Here is an 18,385-nt window from a genome sequence, read left to right as displayed (position 1 = left end):
TCGGGGTTCATCCTGCGCCCCGAGGCCGGCGTCGCCGGAGTCCGGAACGCCTGATCGCCGTCACGCGGCGGTGCCGCCGTCGCCGGCGCCCGGGTGCCGGCGACGGTAGTGGCGCGCCGCCCGCGCGCGGTTGCCGCAGGACGGCTTGCACCACTCCTGCCGTCCGTGGGACTTGACGAAGTAGCGCACGCAACGGGGCGCGGTGCAGGCGCGCAGCCGCTCGCGCTCGGGGCCGCTCAGGAAGTCGACGGCGGCCCGGGCCAGCGCCGCCAGGAGCCGCGTCCCCGGATTCTCCTCCGCCGAGCGCAGCAGCGTGGAGGGGGCCTCCTCCGGGGGCCAGGCCAGCTGCGGGACGACCGGTTCACGGGCGGCGACGGCGTTGACATGGGCCACCGCGCGGTCGGCCGGCATCAGGCGTCCGGCGTCCGCCGGGCTCGGGGGCGCCGGACTGACCGCCCGTGCGAACAGCGCACGGACCGCGCGGCGCAGCTCGACGAGTTCGCTCCGCAGCCCCTCGTCAACGGCCGGTTCCCCGGGCGGGACACGGAGGTCCGGCAGGCCGGCCCGGGCCTCGATCCACTCGGCGGCCCCGCGCACCGTGGCGAGGTCGTCGGCGACGCCGCCGTCCCCGTCGTGGCGGATCGTGCCCGCCAACTCCAGTGCCAGCCAACGCTCCACCTCTGCATCCCCTTCCACGGCCGGTCGTCCCTCTGCTTGATCGTATGCCCGTCACACTCTAGGGTCTCTAACGGAAAAACGATAACAACCGTTAGGTGCCGACGGGTGGGACGCCCGGCCCGGCGCCCGGGACGGCGGCGAGGGCCGCTCACGGGGAGGACGATTCATGTCCGTGCTGCTTGCACAGATCAGCGACCTGCACCTGGACGGCAGCGAGCGCGCCACCCGGCGTGCCGTGCGCGTCATGGACCACCTGCGGTCCCTGCCGCGCCCGGTCGACGCCCTCCTGGTCACCGGGGACATCGCCGACCACGGGACCGAGGCCGAGTACGAGGAGGCGGCGCGCATCCTGGAGGCGCCCTTCCCGGTGCTCACCTGCCCCGGCAACCACGACGCGCGCGCCGCCTACCGCAAGGCCCTGCTCGGCGAGAGCCCGGACACGTCACCCGTCAACCGGATCCACCACGTCGCCGGCACCGCCGTCCTGATGTGCGACTCCACGATCCCCGGCCGCGACGAAGGCCGCCTCGACGACGAGACGTACGACTGGATCGAGGCTCGGCTCGCCGCACTGCCGCAGGGCACTCCGGCGCTGATCGCCTTCCACCAGCCGCCGGTGGCGCTCCACCACCCCCTGCCCGACTCCGCGATGCTCGAGCGGCCCGAGCGCCTGGCCGCCCTGCTGGACGCACACCCCCGGGTCGCCGCCGTGCTGACCGGCCACGCCCACACGGCCGCCGCCTCGGTCTTCGCTGGCCGGCCCCTGGTCGTCGGACCGGCCGTCACCTGGACCCTGCGCATGCCCTGGGAGGGCGACCGGCCCGCCGACCGCGAGCAGCCGCCCGGCCTCGCCTTCCACGTCCTGGACGACGGCCTGCGGCTGACCACCCACTACCGGGTGGTCCTCTGACCTTGGGCCGAGGAGTGACGGGAAGGGGTGGCGGGGCGGTCTGCCATCAGGAACCAACAAAGTCCGACGGGGTAATTGATTCGGTTGTGTGCGAGTCCTAGGGTGACCCTGATCCAGTAGCCGCTCCATCACCGGCAGTTGGCGTCCGCATCACCGCCACCAGCCGGTGCAGCACCGTGCTTGAGCCGCCCCCGACGCCACACGGAAGGCCACGGTCATGCCGCACTCACCCGTGTCACCCGCCGGTATCCCGGCCCCCCGCCCCCGCCCGGTCGTCAGCCGCCGCCGCCTCCTGGAGGGCGGTGCCGCCCTCTTCGGCGCGCTCGCCCTGTCCGCCTCGCCCGTCGCCGCGCTCGCGGCCGGGCGGCGCGCGGCGGCCGGGGAACCCCCCGCGTGGAACGACTTCGGCGTCTTCCGGATCGGCACCGAGCCGCCGCACACCACGCTCATGCCCTACGCGGACGTGCGCCAGGCCCTGGCCGCCGACCGCACCCGCTCGCCGTACCGGCTGAGCCTCGACGGCACCTGGAAGTTCGCCTACGCCGACCGCCCCGACGACCGCGACGCCGACTTCCACCGCACCGACACCGACGACAGCGACTGGGGCACCATCCCGGTCCCCTCCGTCTGGCAGACGCACGGCCACGACTTCCCGATCTACCTGAACATCACCTACCCGTACTGGGGCCCCAACGGCCGGGGCGAGGAGCCGCAGCCGCCCGCCGCGCCGACTCGCTACAACCCGGTCGGCCAGTACCGGCGGACCTTCACCGTGCCGCGCGACTGGTCGGGCCGCCGCACCTTCCTGCACTTCGAGGGCGTCAAGTCCGCGCACTACGTGTGGATCAACGGCGAGCCGGTCGGCTACGACGAGGACTCCTACACCCCGTCCGAGTACGACGTCACCGACCACCTGAAGCCGGGCACCAACCAGATCGCGGTGGAGGTGTACCGCTACTCCGACGGCGACTGGCTGGAGGACCAGGACATGATCCGGCTGAGCGGCATCTTCCGCTCGGTATACCTCTACTCCACGCCGGCCGCGCACATCCGCGACTTCAAGCTGGACACCCCGCTGAACGCCACCTACACCGCCGCCGAGCTGAAGGTCACCGCGAGCGTGCGCGCGTACGGCGGCGGCGACGCCGGCCGGTACACGGTGGAGACCCAGCTCTACGACGCCCGCGGCCACGCCGTCTGGTCCCGGCCGCTCCGGCAGAGCGCCGACCTCGGCACGGTCCGCGCCGGCGAGGACGTCACCGTGAGCGCGGCCAAGGCCGTGGCGGCGCCGAAGCTGTGGTCGGCCGAGCACCCGGACCTGTACACCGCCGTGCTGCGCCTGCGCGACCCCTCCGGCAAGGTGGTCGAGACCCTGTCCCACCGGGTCGGCTTCCGCGAGTTCGCCCTCAAGGACGGGCTGATGCGGATCAACGGGAAGCCCGTCTCCTTCCGCGGCACCAACCGGCACGAGATGCACCCGGTCCGCGGCACGGCGCTGACGCGCGAGGACCTGATCGAGGACATCAGGATCATCAAGCGGATGAACATCAACAGCGTCCGCACCTCGCACTACCCCAACAACCCGTACTGGCTCGAACTCGCCGACGAGTACGGCCTCTACCTCGTCGACGAGACCAACCTCGAGACCCACGGCATCCGCGGCGAGTACCCGGGCGACCACCCCGACTGGACCGCGGCCTGCGTGGCCCGCGCCCAGAACATGGTCCACCGCGACAAGAACCACGCCTCGGTCGTCATCTGGTCCCTGGGCAACGAGGCCGGCGGCGGCTCCACCTTCACCGCCATGCACGACTGGATCCGCTCCTACGACGACACCCGCGTCATCCAGTACGAGGGCGACGACCGCCCCGGCATCAGCGACGTCCGCTCGGAGATGTACGACAGCCCCCAGCGCGTCGAGCAGCGCGCGAAGGACACCGCCGACACCCGGCCCTACGTGATGATCGAGTACGCCCACTCCATGGGCAACTCCACCGGCAACCTCAAGAAGTACTGGGACCTCGTCCGCCGTTACGACGTCCTCCAGGGCGGCTGGATCTGGGACTTCGTCGACCAGTCCCTCTACACGCCCGTCCCGGCCCGCACCCTGCTCACCGAGTCCGGCCCGGCCGGGCTGCGCGGCGAGATCCTGGCCACCCGCGGCACCCTCGACCGGGACAAGGGCCTGTCGGGCATCACGGTCTTCCAGCGCCACGACAGCCTCGACCTCACCGGCTCCCTGACCCTGGAGGCCTGGGTCACCCCGCACGTCACCGGCTACCACCAGCCCATCCTCGCCAAGGGCGACACCCAGTACGCGCTCAAGCAGACCGACCGCAGGCTGGAGTTCTTCATCCACTCGGCCGGCCAGTGGATCACCGCGACCTGGAACGTGCCGGACGACTGGACCGGCCGCGAGCACCACGTCGCGGGCGTCTTCGACGCGGACGCGGGTACCCTGACCCTGTACGTCGACGGCGAGGTGAGAGCCACCCGCAGCACCGACCGGCGCCCCAGCGTCAACACCGCGCCGCTGTCCCTGGCCACCGACGCCGACAACCAGACCCGCGAGTTCAGCGGCACCATCCGCCGCGCCCGCGTCTACGCCCGCGCCCTCGCCGGCTCCGAACTCGCCTCCGACGGGCGCGGTCCGGACGACGAGGGCGTGCGCTTCTGGTTCGACGCCGCCACCGTGAAGACCGAGACGAAGCGGCCGAAGGAGAAGACCTTCCTCGCCTACGGCGGCGACTGGGGCGACAACCCCAACGACGGCGCCTTCGTCGCCGACGGCATCATCACCGCGGACCGCGGCCACACCGGCAAGGCCACCGAGGTCAAGCAGGTCTACCAGGCCGTCAACGCGGCCGCCACGCCCGGCGGCGCACCGGGAGCGGTCACCCTCACCAACGAGTTCCTGTTCACCGACCTCCGCGAGTTCGACGGCCGCTGGGAACTGATCGCCGACGGCAAGACCGTACGGCAGGGCAGGCTGACCCGCGAGCAGCTGACCGTCCCGCCGCTGTCGAGCAAGGACATCACCGTCCCCGTGCGCCTGCCGGCCGGCCCCGAGCCGGGTACGGAGTACTTCCTGCGGCTCTCCTTCACCACCAAGGAGTCCACGCCGTGGGCGAAGGCGGGCTTCGAGGTGGCCCGGCAGCAGCTCCCGCTCGACGCCGGCAGCCCGGCCGTCACCCCCGCACCGCTCACGAGCGTCCCCGCGCTGCGCCACGACGAGCGCGACCAGGACGTCACCGTGCGCGGCGAGGACTTCTCCGTCACCGTCGACAAGCGCAGCGGCACCATCACCTCCTACGAAGCGAACGGCACCCGCCTGATCACCTCCGGGCCCGTGCCCAACTTCTGGCGGGCGCCCACCGACAACGACAAGGGCAACGGCCAGCACACCCGCAACCAGACCTGGCGCGACGCCGGCGCCCGCCGCACCGTCACGGACGTCACCGTGCGGACCCTGGGCGACCGGGCCGTCGAGATCAAGGTCAGCGGCACCCTGCCGACCACCACCGAGTCGGCGTACACCACCACCTACACGGTCTTCGGCAACGCCGAGATCAAGGTCGACAACACCCTGCACCCCGGCGCCGCGAACCTGCCCTACATCCCCGAGGTCGGCACCCTGCTCCTGCTGCCCGGCCGCCTGGACCGGCTGCACTACTACGGCCGTGGCCCCGACGAGAACTACTGGGACCGCAACACCGGCTCCGACGTCGGCCTGTACTCCGGGACCGTCGCCGAGCAGTGGACGCCCTACATCCGCCCCCAGGAGAACGGCAACAGGACCGACGTCCGTTGGATCGCGCTCACCGACTCCCGGGGCAGGGGTCTGCTCGCCACCGGCGAACCCCTGCTGGAGGCCAACGCCTCGCACTTCACGCCCGAGGACCTGTCGGCCGGCGTGCGCCACGACTACCAGCTCACCCCGCGCGACGAGGTGGTACTGCGCCTGAACCACCGACAGATGGGTGTCGGCGGCGACAACAGCTGGGGCGCGCACACCCACGACGAGTTCAAGCTGTTCGCCGACCGGGACTACACGTACACCTACCGGCTGCGCCCGCTCACCGACGTGCGCGACGCCATGGCGGCCTCGCGGCTGCCGACGGCGACCGAGTAGACGCGGATCCAGCCGGATCGAACCGGGAACCCGGGGTAACCGGGCTCCCATGGGTGACGTTCTGGTCGGGGCATGCTCGTGGACGGACCGGCAACTCGTCGCGAGCGGCTGGTATCCCCGCGGACGGCGGGACGCCGAGGGGCGGCTGCGGCACTACGCCTCCCGGCTGCCCGTCGTCGAAGTGGACGCCGGCTACTACGCGTTGCCCAGCCGCCGCAACAGCGAGCTGTGGGTGGAGCGCACCCCGGACGGCTTCCGCTTCGACGTGAAGGCCTTCTCCCTGCTGACCGGCCACCCCACCCGCCCCGAGGCCCTGCCGGCCGACCTGCGGGACGGCCTCGGCGGCGAGGAGCGCGGCCTGCTGCGGCGCGGGCGGGCGGCCGCCGCCCTCCTCGACGAGGTGTGGGGACGCTTCACCGACGCCGTCGAACCGCTTCGGGCGGCGGGGCGGCTCGGCACCCTGCTGTTCCAGTTCCCGCCCTGGTTCGGGCCCGGCCCGAAGGCGGAGGACACCCTGCGGGACTGCGCACGGCGCACGGGGGAGATGCCGCTCGCCGTGGAGTTCCGGCACCCTGACTGGTGGGCGCCGGACCGGGCGGACGCCACCGCCGCGCTGCTCACCGGTCTCGGCGCCGGCGCCGTCGGCGTGGACATGGCCCAAGGTCTGCCCGGCTCCCTGCCGCCCGTCGTGCCCGTCACCCGGCCCGCGCTCGCCGTCGTGCGGTTCCACGGCCGCAGCCCGGCGTGGGGCAGGGGCAGCAAGGAGGACCGCTTCCGCCACGACTACGACGTGACCGAACTCGCCGCCTGGGTACCGCGGTTGCGGCGTGCTGCCCGGCAGACCGGCGAGCTGCACGTGCTGTTCAACAACTGCTGCGGGGACGCCGCCGTACGCGCCGCGGAGGACATGCGGCGACTGCTCAGCGAGCCGCGTCGCTGATCCCCAGCCGCAGGTGTTCCACGTGGTACACGGCCTGGTCGAGCAGTTCGGCGACGTGGTGGTCGTGCAGGGCGTACACCACCGAGCGGCCCCTGCGCTCACCGACCACCAGGCCGAGGTTGCGCAGCAGGCGCAACTGGTGCGAGCAGGCCGACTGCTCCATGCCGACCTCGGCCGCCAACTCGGTGGCGGGGAGCGGTCCTTCGCGCAGCCGGGCGAGGATCAGCAGCCGGGACGGGGTGGACAGGGCCTGGAGGGTGGTGGCGACCTTCGCCACGTTGTCCGCGTCCAGGCGCACCCGTTCGGCGGCGTCCTGCGCGGTGCTGGCGGCTCCATGACCCATGCGGCCATCTTACGGGGACCCGGAAGGCACCTGAACGGATGAACGAATGAATGGGTCTTCATGTGTTCCTGTATGGTGTGCCGCGTGTCCACGACGCTTGCCCCCGCTCCGCAGACCACGCCCTCGGCCCCGGTGCCGTCCCGCCGGCGCACCCGTGCCCTCGCCCTGCCCGAGGCCCGCTGGGCCCTCGCCTCGCTGCTGGCCTTCCTCACGGCCCTGCCGCTCGACCTCGGCGGCGCCCCCGTGTGGGCGTACGGCCCGCTGTACGCGGTCGCCTATGCCACGGGCGGCTGGGAACCGGCCCTGGAGGGTCTGCGCGCGCTGCGCGAGAGAACCCTGGACGTCGACCTGCTGATGATCGTCGCGGCGCTCGGCGCGGCGGCCATCGGGCAGCTCCTCGACGGCGCCCTGCTGATCGTCATCTTCGCCGCCTCCGGCGCCCTGGAGGCCCTCGCCACCGCCCGCACCGCCGACTCCGTGCGCGGCCTGCTCGACCTCGCCCCCACCACCGCGACCCGGCTCACCGGCGACCGCGAGGAGACCGTCCCGACCGCCTCCCTCGCCGTCGGCGACCTCCTCCTGGTCCGGCCCGGGGAGCGGATCGGCGCCGACGGCTCGGTGACCGACGGCACCGGCGAGGTCGACCAGGCCACCATCACCGGCGAATCCCTCCCGGTCCTCAAACGCCCCGGCGACGACGTCTTCGCCGGCACCCTCAACGGCACCGGCGCCCTGCGCGTCCGCGTCGCCCGCGCCCCCGCCGACTCGGTGATCGCCCGGATCGTCACCCTGGTCGAGGAGGCGTCCCGCACCAAGGCGCCCACGCAGCTGTTCATCGAGAAGATCGAGCAGCGCTACGCGGTCGGCGTGGTCGCCGCCACCCTCGCGGTCTTCGGCATCCCGCTCGCCCTCGGCGCCGGACTCACCGACGCCCTGCTGCGCGCCATGACCTTCATGATCGTCGCCTCGCCCTGTGCACTCGTCCTCGCCACGATGCCGCCCCTGCTGTCCGCCATCGCCAACGCCGGCCGGCACGGCGTCCTCGTGAAGTCGGCGGTCGCGATGGAACGCCTCGGCGAGATCGACACCGCCGCCCTCGACAAGACCGGCACCCTCACCGAGGGCACCCCCGAGGTCACGGCCGTACGCCCGCTGCCCGCGACCGGCCTCGACGAGGACGCCCTCCTCGCCCTCGCGGCCGCCGCCGAGCACCCCAGCGAGCACCCGCTGGCCCGCGCGATCGTCGCCGCCGCCCGCACCCGCGGCCTGCGCCTCGCCCCCGCCGAGCACTTCGAGGCGGCCCCGGGGCACGGCGTCACGGCCGTGGTCGAGGGCCACGAGGTGCACGTCGGCCGGGCGGACACGCCCCAGGGCGCCGAGACCACCGTCCAGGTCACCCGCGACGGCACCCCGCTCGGCAGCCTCGCCCTCACCGACCGCCTGCGCCCCGACGCCGCCGCGGCCACCGCCGCGCTCACCGCCCTCACCGGCACCGCCCCCGCCCTGCTCACCGGCGACCACGAGGCCGCCGCCGTCCGCGTGGCCGACGCCACCGGTCTCACCGACGTCCGCGCCGGCCTGCTGCCCGACGGCAAGGCCCGGGCCGTACGGGAGCATGAGCGGGCCGGGCACAAGGTGCTCTTCGTCGGCGACGGCGTCAACGACGCCCCCGCCCTCGCCGCGGCCCACGCCGGCATCGCCATGGGCCGCGCGGGTTCCGACCTGGCCCTGGAGACGGCGGACGCGGTCGTCGTCCGCGACGAGCTGACGGCCGTACCCGCGGTCGTCCGCCTGTCCCGGCGCGCCCGCCGGCTGGTCGTGCAGAACCTGGTGATCGCGGGCACCGCCATCACCGCGCTCGTCGCCTGGGACCTGATCGGCCACCTCCCGCTGCCGCTCGGCGTCGCCGGGCACGAGGGCTCTACGGTGCTGGTCGGGCTCAACGGGCTGAGACTGCTGCGCGAGTCCGCGTGGCGATCCGGCGAACCGCAGGAAGCGTGAGGTCCATGTCGGATTCTCGCCAGCCCCGGCCCGTCCGGTGGACCATCCTGGACACATGCAGACGGGAATGCACACCGACACCGAGGGCTGCGTGCGCGCCGTCCGGTCCAAGGACGCGCGTTTCGACGGCTGGTTCTTCACCGCCGTCCTGACCACCCGCATCTACTGCCGGCCGAGCTGCCCCGTGGTGCCGCCCAAGCCGGAGAACATGACCTTCTACCCGAGCGCGGCGGCCTGCCAGCAGGCCGGGTTCCGGGCGTGCAAACGCTGCCGCCCGGACACCAGCCCCGGCTCACCGGAGTGGAACCAGCGGGCCGACCTCACCGCCCGCGCCATGCGCCTGATCGCCGACGGCGTCGTGGACCGCGAGGGCGTCCCCGGCCTCGCCGCCCGGCTCGGCTACAGCACCCGCCAGATCGAACGCCAGCTCCTCGCCGAACTGGGCGCGGGCCCCCTCGCCCTCGCCCGCGCCCAGCGCGCCCAGACCGCCCGGCTGCTCATCGAGACGACCCCGCTCCCGATGGCCGACATCGCCTTCGCGGCCGGCTTCTCCTCCGTCCGCACCTTCAACGACACGGTCCGCGAGGTCTTCGCGCTCGCCCCGAGCGAGCTGCGCGCCCGCCGCGCCCCCAAGGACGCGCCGGCCGGCGCCCCCGGCGGCGCGCTGTCCCTCCGCCTCCCCTTCCGCGCCCCGCTCAACCCCGACAACCTCTTCGGCCACCTCGCCGCCACCGCCGTACCGGGTGTGGAGGAGTGGCGGGACGGCGCCTACCGCCGCACCCTGCGCCTCCCGTACGGCCGGGGCGTCGTCGCCCTCACCCCCACGCCCGACCACATCGCCTGCCGCCTCACCCTCTCCGACCTGCGTGACCTGACCGTCGCCATCAGCCGCTGCCGGCGCCTGCTCGACCTCGACGCCGACCCGGTCGCCGTCGACGACCAGCTGCGCACCGACCCGCTGCTCGCGCCGCTGGTCGACAAGGCCCCCGGCCGCCGGGTCCCGCGCACCGTCGACGAGGCCGAGTTCGCCGTCCGTGCCGTCCTCGGCCAGCAGGTCTCCACCGCCGCCGCCCGCACCCACGCGGCCCGCCTGGTCACCGCCCACGGCGACCCGGTGGAGGACCCGGAGGGCGGACTGACCCACATCTTCCCGTCGACCGAGGCCCTCGCGGAGGTGGACCCGGAGTCGCTGGCGATGCCCCGCACCCGCCGGACCACCCTCACCACCCTGGTCCGCCACCTCGCCGACGGCTCCCTCAGCCTCGGCGTCGAGACCGACCGGGCCGACACCCGCGCCCGGCTCCTCGCCCTCCCCGGCTTCGGTCCCTGGACCGCCGACGTCATCGCGATGCGCGCCCTCGGCGACCCCGACGCCTTCCTCCCCACCGACCTCGGCATCCGCCGCGCCGCACGCGATCTGGGCCTGCCGTCCACCCCCGCGGCGCTCACCGCCCGCGCGGCGGCCTGGCGGCCCTGGCGGGCGTACGCCGTCCAGTACCTGTGGGCGACCGACAGCCACCCGATCAACTTCCTGCCCGTGTGAGGACGGACCCGTGTCAACCGTGAAACAGCACACCGTGATCGACAGCCCCTACGGCGCACTCACCCTCGTCGCCGAGGACGGCGTCCTGTGCGGCCTCTACATGACCGACCAGCGCCACCGCCCGTCCGAGGAGACCTTCGGCACGGCCGACGACGGCCCCTTCGCCGAGGTGGAGGAGCAGCTGACGGCGTACTTCGCCGGGGAACTGACGGACTTCACCCTCCCCCTGCGCCTGAACGGCACCCCCTTCCAGCGCACGGTCTGGGACCAGCTGCGGAAGATCCCCTACGGCGAGACCCGCACCTACGGACAGCTCGCCGACGCCCTCGGCAACCCCACCGCCTCCCGCGCCGTCGGCCTCGCCAACGGCCGCAACCCCATCGGCATCATCGTCCCCTGCCACCGCGTCATCGGCGCGAGCGGCGGGCTCACCGGCTACGGCGGCGGCCTGGAACGCAAGCAGCGGCTGCTGGACTTCGAACGCGGGACGGCGGGGGCGGCGCTGTTCTGAGCCCGGAAAGGTGTTGCCGGTGCCCGGCGGAACGGGTTAGCCTCACGGCACTCTGAGATCCACGCTCCCTCGAACGATGCCGCAGAACGGGAGCAAGCCCGCGCACAGCCGCGCGGCGCCAGGAGGGGCGGCGCCACCATCCGGCACGCCCTCCTGAAGGACACTCCCATGAAGATCGGCCTCGGCCTGCCCATCGACGACCCCGCCCGGCTGCTGACCTGGGCCCGGCGCGCCGACGCGGGCCCGTTCAGCACGCTCGGCCTGCTCGACCGGCTCGTCCACGACAACCCCGAACCCCTGGTCACCCTCGCGGCCCTGGCCGGCGCCACCTCCCGCATCCGGGTCCAGACCGAGGTGCTGATCGCCCCGGTCCACGGCACCGCGCTCCTCGCCAAGCAGACCGCCACCCTCGACCGTCTCTCGGGCGGCCGCTTCACCCTCGGCATCGGCGTCGGCGGCCGGGAGGACGACTGCCTCGCCGCCGGCATCGACATCCGCCGGCGGGGCCGGCGCCTCGACGAGCAGATGACCCTCCTCCGCCGCGTCTGGGCGGGCGAGCCCTACGCCCGGGACGTCGGCGCCATCGGCCCGCGCCCCGCGACGCCGGGCGGGCCCGAGGTGCTGTTCGGCGGTTTCGCCCCGGCCGCCCTCGAACGGGTCGGCCGCTTCGGCGACGGGTTCCTCGGCGCAGCACTGCCACCCGCGCGCATGACCGGCCTGTTCCGCGCCGTCGAGGACGTCTGGCGCAGGCACGACCGGGCCGGCCGGCCGCGCCTGGTGGCCCAGGCGAGCGTCGCCCTCGGCCCCGACGACACGGCGGACCGGGCCCGGCGCAGTCTGCTCGACTACTACGCCTTCACCGGCCGCGCCGAGTACATGACGAAGGGCCTGCTCACCACCGCCCGGGAGATCCGTGCGGCCGTCGACGCCTACGGCGACATCGGCGCCGACGAGGTCGTCCTGTACTGCTGGACCTCGGACCCGGATCAGGTCGACCGCCTCGCCGACGCCCTGTTCTGACCGCCCGTGGATTTCGGCCGTTGCTGCGCCTCGGGCCGGCCGACGACGAAGGCCCGGCCGTCACACCGAATCGGCCAGAACTCGGTGGATGGCCGGGCAACGCGCGTCTGAACGGGGCTTTTTCGCAAGGTTGTTGCATGGTGGCGGGAAAGTGGCTGTCGGGGTTCGTGCAGCGGAGGGGACGGGTAGACACGTCCGCGTCAAGGTGATCAGCTCGTCACCAGAGCAGGCGAGGGCCCGAGCGCGCGTCTCGACGGGAGGAGTGGTGTGACCGAGCAGCCAGCGCCGCATCACTTACCGCCGGCGCGCACCTCCGTCGACCGATGGTCGTGGGACGCCTACCTGACCGGGGCGCCGACACAGTCCCGGTTCCCGAGGCTCACCGCGGACGACTCCGCCTCCGAGACCGTCAAGCGGGTGGCCGTGGCCCTCTCCGCCGAGACCTCACGGATGATCGAGGCCCTCGCCGCCGCGGAGCGGACGACCACCGGAGTCTTCCTGGCGACCGTCGTGCAGGCAACGCTGTCACGCAGCGCCGACCAGCCCGACGTGCTCATCGCCTACCGCACATCCGCGGCGCCGGCGGTCCGCACGCTGCCGCTGCTCTGGACACACCGGAGGGCGGAGACCTTCCGCGACCGGCTGCGGCACAACGCCGCGGCCGAGGCTGCTGCGGGAACCACCCCGGCCGGGCGTGTCCCGGTGCCCCGCGGCCACGTCCTGGTGACCGAGACCGCCCGCCACCCCTCGGCCCCGTCCGCGAACGCGGCCGAGAAGCAGCAGCTCGACCACGACGGCCACGAGGCGTCCTTCCGCTTCCACCCGGGCGAGGGCCGCACCCTCGTCCTGGCGGCCGACTACCGCGGCCGGAGGTTCGACACCGACGGCGCCGCGCTCGTCACCGGCCGCCTGCTCCACCTGATCGACGCCGTCGCGCGCGCTCCCGGAACCCCCGTCCACGACCTGCCCGTGGTGCCCCCCGAGGAACGGGCACGCCTGCACCGCCTGACCGCCACCGGCCGGACACGCCCCGACGCACCGCGCCTGCACGACCTGGTACGGGAACAAGTCCGGCGGACCCCCGACGCGATCGCGGTCCAGGACGAACATGACGAGCTCACCTACCGCGGCCTCCTCGAGCAGGCGGAGGCGGTCGCGCACCGGCTCCGCCTGCGGGGTGCGGGACCCGACACGGTCGTCGCCGTGTGCGCCCTGCGGTCGGCGGCACTGGCCGTGGCCCTGCTCGGCGTCCTCCTCGCGGACAGCGCGTATCTGCCGCTCGACGCCGGCCACCCGCCGCAGCGCATCCGCGACATGCTCGCCGAGACCGGCACCCGCGTCCTGCTCGCCGACGAGCACGGCCGCGACGCGGCCCGCGCCGCCGCCCCGGACCACGTCACCGTTCTCCCGCTCGACGCGTCCGGCGTCCCCGCGGCCCCGGCACGCCCGGCTGACGCGACCTCACCGGGCCGCCACCGTGGGCCTCGGGGCGACACCGACCTCGCGTATGTCATCTACACCTCCGGCTCCACCGGGCGTCCCAAGGGTGTGGCCGTCGAGCACCGGGGCATCGTCAATCGCCTCCTGTGGATGCAGTCCACCTACCGGCTGCGCCCCGACGACGTGGTGCTGCAGAAGACCCCATACACCTTCGACGTCTCGGTGTGGGAGTTCTTCTGGCCGATCATCAGCGGCGCACGCCTGGTCATGGCCCGGCCGGGCGGACACCAGGACCCCCGCTACCTGACGGCGGTCATCCAGGAGGCGGGGGTGACCACCGTGCACTTCGTGCCCTCGATGCTGGGCATCTTCGTCGAGGAACCCTCCTTGCCGGCCTGCCGCTCGCTGCGCCGCGTGTTCTGCAGCGGTGAGGCCCTGCCGGCCTCGGTGGCCAACCGGTTCCAGCGGGTCAGCGGCGCCGAGCTGCACAATCTCTACGGTCCCACCGAGGCGTCGGTCGATGTGACCCACTGGCCCTGCCGCCGGGTGGAGCCCGCCGGGACGGTTCCGATCGGCTATCCCATCGACAACGTCGGCGCCTATGTGCTGGACCGTGCCGGACGGCCGGCGCCGCTGGGTGCGCCGGGGGAGCTCTGGCTCGGCGGGATCGCCCTGGCGCGCGGCTACTTCGGGCGGCCGGGGCTCACCGCGGAGCGGTTCGTGCCCGACCCGACCGGTTCGGGACGGGGGCGCAGGCTCTACCGCACCGGGGACCTGGCCCGTTGGCACCCGCAGGGCCATCTGGAGTTCCTCGGCCGGCTCGACCACCAGGCGAAGGTGAACGGGGTCCGGGTCGAACCGGGCGAGATAGAGGCCCAGTTGCGCAGACATCCGGCGGTACGGGAAGCCGTGGTGACCGTGCGGCACGACATGGGCACCGCCGCCCGGCTGGTCGGCTATGTCGTGCCGGCGTCCGGTGAGCCCGCGTCCGCGGCGGAGCTCGCCCGGCACTCGGCGGACTACCTGCCCGAGTACATGGTGCCCTCGGCCTTCGTGACGCTGGATTCCTGGCCGTTGACCAGCAGTGGAAAACTCGACCGGGAGGCCCTTCCCAAGCCACAGCTGAAACGCCGGCGAAGATAATCCGACAAGAATATGCCAACCCTGTTGACTCGCCCGGAAGATATCGCCTAGGGTTTCTCCCGGAAGTACGAGATATGAGCAAGTTCAGGCAAGATGCTCAGCCCTCCCGATGGAGGGTTCGGAGGAGACACCTACCGGCCTCGCCCGGAGGGAAGTCTCATCGATTGAATGCCGGACTCGAGGCTCTTCTGTTTTCTGATTACTGATTCTTTCTCCCTCGGTTGGCTCGCCTCGGTGAGGCCTGCCCCATGGATGGCCGTGGCGCGTCCACGGCTGGTCGGTTGTGCCCCCCATGTGCCCGTAAGGAGGTGACTCGATATGACCGCCGAAGACTTCCTGGCGTCCCGCGAGGCGGGAGAGGCCGCGACGAAGTGGTAATCGTCGAAGCCGGAAGATAGCGGGATGCCGGGTGAACTGCTCGGTCGATGAGTTCACCCGGCATCCCGTTGGTCGGGGACACCGAGACAGGGGAGGGACATGCTGCACGACCTCGCGAACGAAGCGTCCTTGGACGGACTTGCCGGCCAGGAGTACCGCGACCGGATCGAGCTGATCGAAAAGGCGCTGACCGACGCGGCCGATGCCGACCTCTCCCTGCCGGAGCTGAGCACCTGGGCGGTCCGGCACCCGGACTGGAACGTGCGGCGGCTCGCCGTCGAGACCCTCGGCGCCCGGTTCTCCGACGATCCGGGGGCACGCGAGGCGATCAGCGAGGCGATCCACGACGATGTGGACTGGGTCGCCTTCACCGCGATCAAAGTCGCAGGTCAACGCCGTATCCCCGAGGCCGTACCGCATATGATCCGGATCTCCGGATGGCCGAGCAACTTCACCAGGCCCGCCTATGCGCGCAAGCCGGTGGGCTGCGGGGCGGCCTTCACCAAGGATGCCCTGCTGCGGTTCTTCGGCTCCACCGACCCGGACGAGCTGCGCAAGCTGGAGAACGAGCACTTCGCCGCCCTGCACGCCCAGGTCGCCGCCGCACGGCGCGAGCCCGACCTGCGGGACGCGGTACTGATCCCGGCCGGCCCCTTCATCGCCGGGGCGCGCGTACAGGAGATCGGCCCGTTCCAGATGGACGACACCGACAATCCCCTGCGGGTGGAAGAACTCCCCGCCTACTTCATCGACCGGACCTGTGTGACGAATCAGCGTTACGCGGAATTCCTTGAAGCGACGGCGGGGTCCCACGAATTCGGGCATCCGGACGAGCCCGACGGTAAGGACTACACGCCGGCGCACTGGCACGATCGGCGGTTCAACGACCCGGCGTTTCCCGTCGTCGGGGTCGACTGGTACGACGCCTACGCTTTCGCCAAGTGGGCCGGCGGGCGACTTCCATCGGAAAACGAATGGGAAAAGGCGGCGCGCGGCACCGATGGACGCATTTATCCCTGGGGTGACGCCTGGGACAATTCAAGAGCCCGGAGTGTATTCACCGCGTACGGCCGCGACGACATCCAGGACCTCGCCGACCTCGAAGAACTTCTTGTGTCCACCACGGTCGACTGGCCCGAGAATCCGGTGGTTCCCGCCGACGCTCATCCGTCCGGTGCCAGCCCGTACGGCCTGCTCAATATGGCGGGCAACGTCTGGGAACTCACCCGGACGAATTTCTTCACCCGCGAGGACATGGCCCCCTACTTCAAGGGCCGAAGCGGCCAGGACTTCATGAACCGGCCCGAGGCCTTCCATGTGCTGCGGGGCGGGACGTGGACATCACCGCCGGTCTGCCTGTCCACGTTCTACCGCGGCAAGGATCTGCTGACCGACCGGCACAACGAGGTCGGCTTCCGCTGCGTCTACGACGCCCCCACCAAGTGAGGTCACCGATGTCTGCACCGTCCGCCACGGCAGCGACCCGGCCCGGCACCGCACCGGGACGCGAGGAGGTGCGGCGATCCCTGACCGAGGCCGTCCACCTGCTCGCCGAACTCGGCTACAGCGAGGGCATCGCCGGACACGTCAGTGTGCGGGATCCGGAAGTCCCCGACGCGTACTGGGTCAACCCCTTCGGCATGGACTTCCACCACGTCACCCCGGACGACCTGCTGCTGGTCGGGGCCCAGGGCACCGTCCTGGAGGGCACCGGCGACCTCAACCCGTCGGTGGACCCGCTCCACGGCGAACTGCACCGCAGCCGCCCGGACCTGATGGCCTTCGCCCACACCCATTCGATGTACGGCAAGACGTGGTCGTCACTCGGCCGCAAGCTCGACCCGATCACCCAGGACGCCTGTGTCCTCTACCAACGGCACGGTCTCTACGGCCAGTTCATGGGGCTGGTCAACGCCCGCCAGGAGGGCAAGGAGGTCGTCAGGGCGATGGGGGACGGCACCGCCGTCATCATGCAGAACCACGGCTTCCTCACCGGCGGCCGCAGCATAGGTGAAGCGATCTGGCTGTTCGTCGTCATGGAACGGGCGGCCCAGTCCCAGCTGATGGCCGAGGCCGCGGCCTCCGCCCCCCGGCTGATCCCGCACGACGTCGCCGTCGACACCGGGCAGGCGCTGGCGAAACTGGAATTCGCGGACATGCAGTACCGCAATCTGTACCAGACCACATGCCGGCGCCGATGAGCCGCGGACCGCAGCCGAAGGGGACGTCTCGATGAAGCTGGGGATCAACTTCCTGCCGACCGTCGGACCCGACGAGGTGGCGGCTGACCGGTTCTACGACGAATGCCTCGAACTGAGCACCGTCGCCGACGAACTCGGCTTCAGCCACGTGAAGATGGTCGAACACCACTTCCACGAGTGGGGCGGCTACAGCCCGGACCCGGTGGCCCTTCTGTCCGCCGTGGCCCGGGTCACTCGCCGGGTCCGCCTGGTCACCGGTGCCGTCACCCCCGCGTTCAACCACCCCGTCAAGCTGGCGTCCTCGCTCGCCGTCCTGGACAACCTCTCCCACGGCCGGCTCGACGCCGGATTCGGCCGTGCCTTCCTGCCGTCCGAATTCGAGGCGTTCGGCGTGGACCTGGCCGACAGCCGCGCCCTGCTGGAAGAGAACGTCGAGGCGATCAGGCGGCTGTGGAGCGACGAGAACTTCCGCTGGGAGGGCCGTTTCCACCGCTTCGGCCCCCTGCCCCGGATGCTGCCCCGCCCCGTGCAACGGCCCGCAGTGCCGGTCTTCATCGCGGCGACCTCCTCGCCCGAGACGTTCAGCTGGGCCGGGGAGCACGGCCACCATCTCATGATCATCCCCATCGTGGCGAGCCACGAGAAGCTCTCCGGGCTCCTGGAGACCTACCGCAAGGCCCGCACCGACCACGGCCACACCCGCTCCCACCGGCTGCACGTCAGCTACCACTGCTACGTCGCCGACAGCCACGAGGAGGCCGTCGAACGCGCCGGCCTGCACTACGAGGCCTACCGGGAGAAGCAACTGGAGGCGTACGGGAGCTGGCGCGGCATCACGTCCCGGCAGTACCCGGGCTACGAACGCATGGAGGAGGCCGCGCGCACCACCACCGTCGCCTCTCTGATGGCCGCCGACAACATCGTCGTCGGCGGAGTCGCGGAGGCCGGAGCGACGCTGCGCCGCATCCACGACCTCTACCCCGGTGCGGAGATCAGCCTCCAGTGCCGCTTCGGATCCGTGCCCCATGCCGAGGCCCTGCGCACCGTACGGCTGCTCGGTGAGAAGGTCCTGCCCGACCTCGCGCAGCTCGGCCCCGACGAAGCCGGCCTGCTCTGACCTCGAACGACGATGACGATGACGGTGA

At 72.3% G+C, this 18,385-nt stretch carries 13 protein-coding genes; 11 read left to right on the top strand and 2 right to left on the bottom strand.

Annotated features, from left to right (window positions below):
- Positions 1–60 precede the first annotated feature (60 nt).
- Positions 61–678 carry a CGNR zinc finger domain-containing protein gene (locus AB0E77_RS09760; RefSeq protein WP_361568061.1) on the bottom strand — a complete coding sequence of 206 codons (618 nt, stop codon included), beginning with the start codon at positions 676–678 and terminating at the stop codon, positions 61–63.
- A 166-nt stretch (positions 679–844) separates the two neighbouring features.
- On the opposite strand from AB0E77_RS09760, the gene AB0E77_RS09755 reads away from it, so the two are divergent.
- From AB0E77_RS09755 to AB0E77_RS09745, 3 genes are all read left to right on the top strand, one after another.
- Positions 845–1,588 (top strand): phosphodiesterase, encoded by a 744-nt coding sequence (locus AB0E77_RS09755; protein WP_361568058.1) that lies wholly within the window; start codon positions 845–847, stop codon positions 1,586–1,588.
- 217 nt (positions 1,589–1,805) lie between these two features.
- Positions 1,806–5,720, top strand: coding sequence for a glycoside hydrolase family 2 TIM barrel-domain containing protein (locus AB0E77_RS09750; RefSeq protein WP_361568056.1), 3,915 nt, complete (start codon positions 1,806–1,808; stop codon positions 5,718–5,720).
- A gap of 49 nt (positions 5,721–5,769) precedes the next feature.
- A complete protein-coding gene (locus tag AB0E77_RS09745; protein ID WP_361568053.1) occupies positions 5,770–6,660 on the top strand; it encodes a DUF72 domain-containing protein in 891 nt (296 codons plus the stop codon).
- Here the strand turns inward: AB0E77_RS09745 and AB0E77_RS09740 are convergent.
- Positions 6,641–7,003, bottom strand: a complete 363-nt coding sequence (locus AB0E77_RS09740; protein WP_361568051.1) for a metalloregulator ArsR/SmtB family transcription factor — start codon at positions 7,001–7,003, stop codon at positions 6,641–6,643. The genes AB0E77_RS09745 and AB0E77_RS09740 overlap by 20 nt on opposite strands.
- Positions 7,004–7,075: 72 nt before the next feature.
- Between AB0E77_RS09740 and AB0E77_RS09735 the strand changes: the two genes are divergently transcribed.
- The 8 genes from AB0E77_RS09735 to AB0E77_RS09700 all read left to right on the top strand — a co-directional run bounded on the left by AB0E77_RS09735 (position 7,076) and on the right by AB0E77_RS09700 (position 18,357).
- Positions 7,076–9,004: a heavy metal translocating P-type ATPase gene (locus AB0E77_RS09735; RefSeq protein ID WP_361568048.1), complete on the top strand. Its 1,929-nt coding sequence runs from the start codon at positions 7,076–7,078 to the stop codon at positions 9,002–9,004.
- A 55-nt stretch (positions 9,005–9,059) separates the two neighbouring features.
- The gene (locus AB0E77_RS09730; protein WP_361568045.1) at positions 9,060–10,547 is read left to right on the top strand and encodes an AlkA N-terminal domain-containing protein; all 1,488 of its coding nucleotides are present in this window, start codon (positions 9,060–9,062) and stop codon (positions 10,545–10,547) included.
- A gap of 19 nt (positions 10,548–10,566) precedes the next feature.
- A complete protein-coding gene (locus AB0E77_RS09725) occupies positions 10,567–11,058 on the top strand; it encodes a methylated-DNA--[protein]-cysteine S-methyltransferase (protein WP_361568244.1) in 492 nt (163 codons plus the stop codon).
- A 168-nt stretch (positions 11,059–11,226) separates the two neighbouring features.
- Complete coding sequence (locus AB0E77_RS09720) at positions 11,227–12,078, top strand: LLM class flavin-dependent oxidoreductase (RefSeq protein ID WP_361568042.1); 852 nt, start codon at positions 11,227–11,229, stop codon at positions 12,076–12,078.
- 267 nt (positions 12,079–12,345) lie between these two features.
- Entirely contained in the window at positions 12,346–14,661 is a 2,316-nt protein-coding gene (locus tag AB0E77_RS09715) for an amino acid adenylation domain-containing protein (RefSeq protein ID WP_361568039.1), read from the top strand.
- Between the two features lie 477 nt (positions 14,662–15,138).
- A complete protein-coding gene (locus tag AB0E77_RS09710) occupies positions 15,139–16,485 on the top strand; it encodes an SUMF1/EgtB/PvdO family nonheme iron enzyme (RefSeq protein ID WP_361568036.1) in 1,347 nt (448 codons plus the stop codon).
- Between the two features lie 8 nt (positions 16,486–16,493).
- The gene (locus AB0E77_RS09705; RefSeq protein WP_361568034.1) at positions 16,494–17,240 is read left to right on the top strand and encodes a class II aldolase/adducin family protein; all 747 of its coding nucleotides are present in this window, start codon (positions 16,494–16,496) and stop codon (positions 17,238–17,240) included.
- Between the two features lie 31 nt (positions 17,241–17,271).
- Positions 17,272–18,357 carry an LLM class flavin-dependent oxidoreductase gene (locus AB0E77_RS09700; protein ID WP_361568031.1) on the top strand — a complete coding sequence of 362 codons (1,086 nt, stop codon included), beginning with the start codon at positions 17,272–17,274 and terminating at the stop codon, positions 18,355–18,357.
- Positions 18,358–18,385 lie beyond the last annotated feature (28 nt).

The sequence above is a fragment of the Streptomyces sp. NPDC032940 genome, from assembly GCF_040636935.1.
Classification (GTDB): domain Bacteria; phylum Actinomycetota; class Actinomycetes; order Streptomycetales; family Streptomycetaceae; genus Streptomyces.
Note: the sequence above shows the minus strand (reverse complement) of the source record. Positions and strands in the feature narration are given on the sequence as shown.